Annotated in this window: 6 protein-coding genes; 3 read left to right on the forward strand and 3 right to left on the reverse strand. The window is 59.1% G+C overall.

Annotation, left to right across the window (positions count from 1 at the left end):
* Positions 1–144: 144 nt before the first annotated feature.
* Positions 145–633, forward strand: coding sequence for a hypothetical protein (locus M3436_18675; GenBank protein ID MDQ3566021.1), 489 nt, complete (start codon positions 145–147; stop codon positions 631–633).
* Between the two features lie 18 nt (positions 634–651).
* The gene (locus tag M3436_18680; protein ID MDQ3566022.1) at positions 652–1,884 is read left to right on the forward strand and encodes a hypothetical protein; all 1,233 of its coding nucleotides are present in this window, start codon (positions 652–654) and stop codon (positions 1,882–1,884) included.
* An 81-nt stretch (positions 1,885–1,965) separates the two neighbouring features.
* Here M3436_18680 and M3436_18685 read toward each other — a convergent pair whose 3' ends face one another.
* Both M3436_18685 and M3436_18690 read right to left on the reverse strand, forming a co-directional pair.
* On the reverse strand, positions 1,966–3,132 hold the full coding sequence (locus M3436_18685; protein MDQ3566023.1) for an IS4 family transposase: 1,167 nt from the start codon (positions 3,130–3,132) through the stop codon (positions 1,966–1,968).
* Positions 3,129–3,380 carry a sulfotransferase gene (locus M3436_18690; GenBank protein ID MDQ3566024.1) on the reverse strand — a complete coding sequence of 84 codons (252 nt, stop codon included), beginning with the start codon at positions 3,378–3,380 and terminating at the stop codon, positions 3,129–3,131. The genes M3436_18685 and M3436_18690 overlap by 4 nt, the downstream gene beginning before the upstream one ends.
* Positions 3,381–3,743: 363 nt before the next feature.
* On the opposite strand from M3436_18690, the gene M3436_18695 reads away from it, so the two are divergent.
* Positions 3,744–4,925: a glycosyltransferase family 2 protein gene (locus M3436_18695; GenBank protein MDQ3566025.1), complete on the forward strand. Its 1,182-nt coding sequence runs from the start codon at positions 3,744–3,746 to the stop codon at positions 4,923–4,925.
* On the opposite strand, the gene M3436_18700 is transcribed toward M3436_18695, so the two are convergent.
* A partial coding sequence (locus M3436_18700) for an SMP-30/gluconolactonase/LRE family protein (GenBank protein MDQ3566026.1) occupies positions 4,919–5,802 on the reverse strand: 884 nt, incomplete at its 5' end. The two genes, M3436_18695 and M3436_18700, sit on opposite strands and share 7 nt — an antisense overlap.

Raw genomic sequence — 5,802 nt, forward strand, 5'->3', positions numbered from 1 at the left:
CCAGCTTGGCTGCACCAGCGGCGTTGGCGTGGTGAAAACCGGTCATAGATCAACATTTGCTTCATTCGCGCACAACAAACATCCAACCTCGCTTATTTTAGGGCTAGTGGTGTCCCCAGCATCGGGGCCGAGAGCATCGTCAGCATGGGAGTCTTCGATTTCGGCAAGACGAAATTCGTGCCGTTCGAGTTCTACAGAGAAATGAGAAAAGGCCATATCGAGAGCCATGACGTTCTGCTCTACAAGGACGGCGGAAGACCCGGCGAGTACGAGCCTCATGTCAGCATGTTCGGCGACGGATTCCCGTTTGAGAAATGCTGCATCAACGAGCACGTCTATCGTCTGCGCGCCAACGAACGTCTGAGCCAAGAATACATTTATTTCTGGATGACTTCCGAGCTCGCGTTCGCCGAGATGCGAATCAAAGGCACGGGCGTTGCCATCCCCGGCCTTAATTCCACCGCAGTTCGTTCGCTCGCCGTTCTTGTGCCGCCATCCCCGGTCGTCGACGCGTTCACACACCAAGCCGCACCGCTCGTGACCCGGGTGCTCGCCAATTCCAAGCAATCCCGCACCCTCGCCAACCTGCGCGACACGCTGCTGCCGAAGCTGCTTAGCGGAGCAATCGTCTAAATAGCCAGAGCGACGGTCATGTTTCCGATTGGTAAAGCAAATCCGAAAACAGATGCGCCGAACCGTTCAGCACGTGAAGCGTCTGAACTCAAGCATCCTAAGCCGAAAGTACTGCTCCTCGACATAGACGATGGTGCAGCGGAAGCCCTCGCCGATAAAGGTTTTAACGTGACTCGTGGCACCTTTGGCACACCGTACAAGGTTCCTAAGTCTGGGAACTACCCTATTATCGGACGGGCAAAGCTTCCCAATCATCAAGAGCAAGAAATCGTTGTTGTAGACCTTCACGTCGAAGAATACGACGCTGGTCCGAGTGGTGAGAAGCACTGGCCTGATAGCGAACCGGATTTGTGGGCCAAATGCCACAAAGGTTTCATCGATCCTCGCCCAAGGGCAATGTGGCAGGTGCGCGAAGCCTTCGATCGGATTCTGGGAATGGGAGGCGTGTTTGTCATCTTCGCCGACGCTAAACAGCATCAAGAAGTCCAGTACGCGTGCCTCAGCGGCGGGCACTTTCCAAGACTCTATGACGAACGTCCATTCCACGGTGACATTTGGGATTTCCTATCTACCTGTCAAACATTCGAGATCGGCGACGACCGCGGAGAGGAAATGACGCCTTCCGATACCAGCACGCCTCTCGGGAAGCTCGTTGCCGAGCATTTGAGAGGCGGAAGGTTCAACTGCACTGTTTCCGCTCCAAATTGGTCGGGAGAAGGTTGGCGCCCGCTCTGCCAAAACAAGTTCAAGCATTCAGTTGGTGTAGCATGGCTGAAAGGCCAAGAAGGGACGGTGATCATTCTGCCGCAGTTGAGGGACAAAACAGCGTTTCTAACAGGGCTGTTTGTAGATATTTTACCGGAGCTGGCGCCGCACCTTTTTCCGTATGTTGAGCGCGGGCTATGGACGCACCGACCCGAGTATGAGCTGCCGCGGGTACTGGAGCTGAAGGCGAAACAGATAGAGGTTGAAGAGCGTGCGAGGGCGAACTTAGCGACTTTGGAGAGGGAACTGGAAAATGAGCGGGCGACAAGCGGGTGGATTCACAACATCCTCACAGGAACCGATGCGCAACTCGTCGAAGCGGTGAAGAAGGCGTTCGCTGTGCTCGGATTCGGGAAGATCGTAGATGTAGATGAAGAGCGCGACAAAGAGAGCATGGCACGAAGAGAAGACCTCCAAATCCACAGCCATCCCATAGCAGCCTGGGATGGGCTAGCGAGGCTGATGTTTGCTAGGGCTCGTAGCTGAATTTCGAAAAGTGACGTTAAGAGTTTGCGATGGTCCTAGGGTAGAGATTTTCGCTGTGCTGTCCCATAGCCGGCGGAGGCTTCACGATTCGTGCAGCAGCCAGGCTTGTTGGGGCTGGCCCAGGCATCGAAAACTGCCACCGGCTGTCCCATAGAAACCGAGCAAAGAACCAAGCTCCCAGCGCTCCCAAAGCGTGCTGCGCAGCACGGTGAAAAGCCGCGTAAAGCTATGGTGCCAGCCATGCACGCAGGCGAGAAAGCGCAGCAGCACATAGCACAAGAGCGCGGTCCACACCTGCCAGCGCACGGCGTTGGCGCTGTTGCCCAGGAAGTCGCTCAGCTGGAGGGTCTGCTTGATCTGCTTGAAGAAGACCTCGATCTGCCAGCGGCAGCGGTAAAGCTCCGCCACGGTGCCGGCGCTCCAGCCGAAGTGATTGGTTAAAAAGACCCTCTCCACTTCGCGGCCATCGACCTCCACCCGCGCGCTGACGCGCCGCAGCCGCAGCGGGTAAGCTTTGCGGCTGTAGAAGACCGTGAGCACGATGAGATCCTCGCGCCGCACGCGCGGATCCTTGCTCTTGGGCAGCTTTTCAACCACCCGGCAGGCCAGATCGTCCTTTGCGCGGGTGACCCAAAAAACCCCGCGCTCCTGCAACGCGTAGAGATGCTCGAAGTCCACGTAAGCCTTGTCAAAGAGGACAATCTCGCCCGCTTGCAGCCGCGCACAGAGCTGGTGAGCGCGCACGTTGTCGTGCTCGCGCGCCACATCGACGATCGCGCACACCGGCAGAAAACTTTGCAGATCCAGCCGCAGATGACATTTGGCCGCGGCCTTGCGCCGGCGATGCTTGGCCCAATCCAGGCAATTGGCCACCAGCTGGAGCACCGTGCTATCGACCACGCTGATCGTCCGGCGGAAGCGGTGTGCCAAGCGCACGCGCTGGCCGCCGGCAAAACGCGGCGAGAGCGTGCGCAGATGTTCGAGCACGGCCCAAAACAGCCGCTCGGCCAGGGCGGGATCGCGCGTCTTATTGGCGTGCGAAAAGGTGTTGCGGCAAGGCGCCTTGGCGCCCCGAATCGCCGAGAGCGCTCCGGAATGCAGCCCCCAGGGGGTGAAGGTGCGCGCTTGCTTTTGCGCCCCCGTTTCGCGCGCCAGCTTCGGCACGAGATGATTGGGAATAAGATTGCAGATCTGCCGCAGCACGGAAAGCTTGCCGCGGCTTGGAGGAGTTTGGCGTGTTTTTTTCACGGCTGCCGTGTGGCAGCTTCACCCCATCTCTTCCAAGCCTTTTCCACCCGCCTATGGGATGGCTGTGTTTTCGGGACAAGAAATCCAAACAGTTTCGTGTTCACCGCTTCTGTGCTGAGGAAAGTACGGGGATTCACCGCCTGGTAGGTGTTCGCGTACGCGAACTGACCGGTGTCCCGCGTCAGCAGATTGTGCAGAAGCGTTGTTCCGCTCCGCCAGTGCCCCAGGATGAATAGCGGCGGCGGCACCCGGATTTCCGCCACTGCCGCGGCGAACAGCCCGCTCCTCTCTTCGCGCGCAGAGGGAGTTCATCAGGCTCGCGAGCGTCACGAAAGCGGCGCGATGCCAGTAGACAGGATCAACGGCAAAGCGATTGTCCCGCAGCAATCGCCACCAGGCCCCCGCCGTGATCCCGGCCAGGTAATTGTTTCCTACGCTCCAGCGATGTCTTAGACCCGTGCGCATCCGAAGCGGGAGGTTAGAGTTCTGCCGATTGAGGAGCCAGCGAAACGTGGAAGGGGGATTGAAGCGTTGAAGCGCGAGCGATGAAAACCTGATCATTCTTGACCCGGGCGGCGCCGTCGGCCGAGTGATCGATGTGTAAAAAAACCATGAAGCCGCAAGCTTGTGAAGTGACGATCCTGATGCCGTGTTTGAATGAAGCGGAAACGCTGGGGAAATGCATTCAAGACGCGAAGCTCGGTTTGGCCAACGCAGCGGTGACTGGCGAGATCCTCGTTGCCGACAACGGAAGCACCGATCGATCCGCGGCGATCGCGGAGGCGAACGGCGCCCGCGTGGTCCATGTCGCCGAGAAAGGTTATGGGAGCGCACTGCGTGGCGGTATCAAGGAAGCCAAAGGCAGATGGATCATCATGGGAGACGCCGACGGCAGCTATGACTTCTCGAACATCTCCGGATTCATCGCCAGGCTGCGGGAAGGGCACGACCTGGTGATGGGTTGCCGGCTCCCGGCCGGCGGGGGGCGGATCATGCCGGGCGCGATGCCGTGGAAGAACCGGTGGATCGGAAATCCAGTCCTTTCTTTTCTGGGCCGCGCCTTTTTCAAGAGCTCCTCGCGCGATTGGCACTGCGGCTTGCGAGCGTTTCAAAAGCCGGCCATTGAAGGGCTCGATTTGCAAACGACCGGGATGGAGTTCGCCTCCGAGATGGTGATCAAGGCGGTGTTGAAGTCATTGCGCATCGCCGAAGTGCCCATCATCCTTTATCCCGATGGCCGCTCACGCTCGCCGCATCTCCGTCCGTGGCGCGATGGATGGCGCCACCTCCGGTTCATGTTGATCTACTCGCCCCGCTGGTTATTTCTCGTGCCCGGATTATTGCTCGCGAGCCTTGGGTTCATCGCCGCCGCGGTGCTGTCGATCGGGCCCGTCCGGATCGGGAACATCCAGCTTGATGTGGGGACGCTCGTGGAAGCCTGCATGTTAGTCATCGTCGGCGTGCAACTGGTGGCGTTTGCTTATTTCACCAAAGTATTTGCCATCGCGAGAGGGCTGCTGCCCGCCGACCCGAAGTTCTCCCGGCTATTTAGTACTCTCACCCTCGAGCGAGGCATTGCAGCCGGTCTTCTGTTTTGCCTCGTCGGATTGGGTTTGTTCGCTCGCGCTCTTTGGATGTGGGAGCAGACCGGTTATGGCGAGATCCCATACCCGGACAACCTCCGGCGCCTGGTGCCCTCGGCGGCGTGGATCATCGTCGGGATACAAATCATCTTCTCGAGCTTCTTTATCAGCGTGCTGGGACTAAGAACGGTGCACCGCCGCCCTCAATAGCCCGCCCCTTTGGTCGCCGTCCTGATCCGGCAAAGGAACATATCGGCGGTCATGTAGAGCGTAGAGCCGCCATCGCCCCAGGCGCAGTTCGCCGTCGCCTCGCCGGTGAGAATCGTGCCGAGGTGCTTGCCTGCGGGCGTAAGGATGAGCACGCCGCCCGGGCCGGTCGCCCACAGGTTGCCGTCCTTATCGACTTTCATGCCGTCGCAGGAGCCTTTGCGGTCGGGTTTGCGCAACGGCATCGCGTCGAACAGCACGCGCTGTTTAGTAGTCGCGCCATCGGGTTGCACGTCGAAGGCGAAAATTTTCAGTTCTTTCGAGTCCGCCACGTAGAGGGTCTTTTCGTCCGGGGAAAACGCGATGCCGTTGGGAAAACCAATCTCCCTCGTGAGCAACGTCACCTTACCGTCGGGTGTGCGGCGATAGACGCCGTTGAAAGGAATCTCCTTGAGCGGCGAATCGTTCAGCTTTTCGAGGCCGTAGGGTGGATCGGTGAAATGGATGTCGCCGTTCTTTCGAAAGGCCAGGTCGTTGGGGCTGTTGAAACGTTTGCCCTCGAATTTGTCCGCGAGCGCGGTCTGCGTGCCGTCCGCGTTCAAGCGCGCGACGCGCCGTTCGCCGTGCTGGCAAAGGATCAGCCGTCCCTCGGCATCGAGGGCGAGCCCGTTTGAGCCCTGCTCCCGGAAACCGGGCGTCGGCTTGAGCAACCCGCTCGGTTTGAGAAAGACCGCGGCTTTAGTTTCGCCGGGCTTCCATTGATAAACAACGTTCTCCGGCACATCGGAAAAGAGCACCGCGCCATCCTTCCACACTGGCCCCTCCGACCAGTTGAAGCCCTCGCAGAGCTTTTCGATCTGCGCATCGGGCGGGATCAACT

The organism is Pseudomonadota bacterium (assembly GCA_030859565.1).
Classification (GTDB): domain Bacteria; phylum Pseudomonadota; class Gammaproteobacteria; order JACCXJ01; family JACCXJ01; genus USCg-Taylor.

What these genes read in the sequence shown, in the direction of transcription:
- M3436_18675 (MDQ3566021.1), top strand. Translation starts at nt 145, where the DNA reads ATGGGAGTCTTCGATTTCGGCAAGACGAAATTCGTGCCGTTCGAGTTC.
- M3436_18680 (MDQ3566022.1), top strand. Translation starts at nt 652, where the DNA reads ATGTTTCCGATTGGTAAAGCAAATCCGAAAACAGATGCGCCGAACCGT.
- M3436_18695 (MDQ3566025.1), top strand. Translation starts at nt 3,744, where the DNA reads ATGAAGCCGCAAGCTTGTGAAGTGACGATCCTGATGCCGTGTTTGAAT.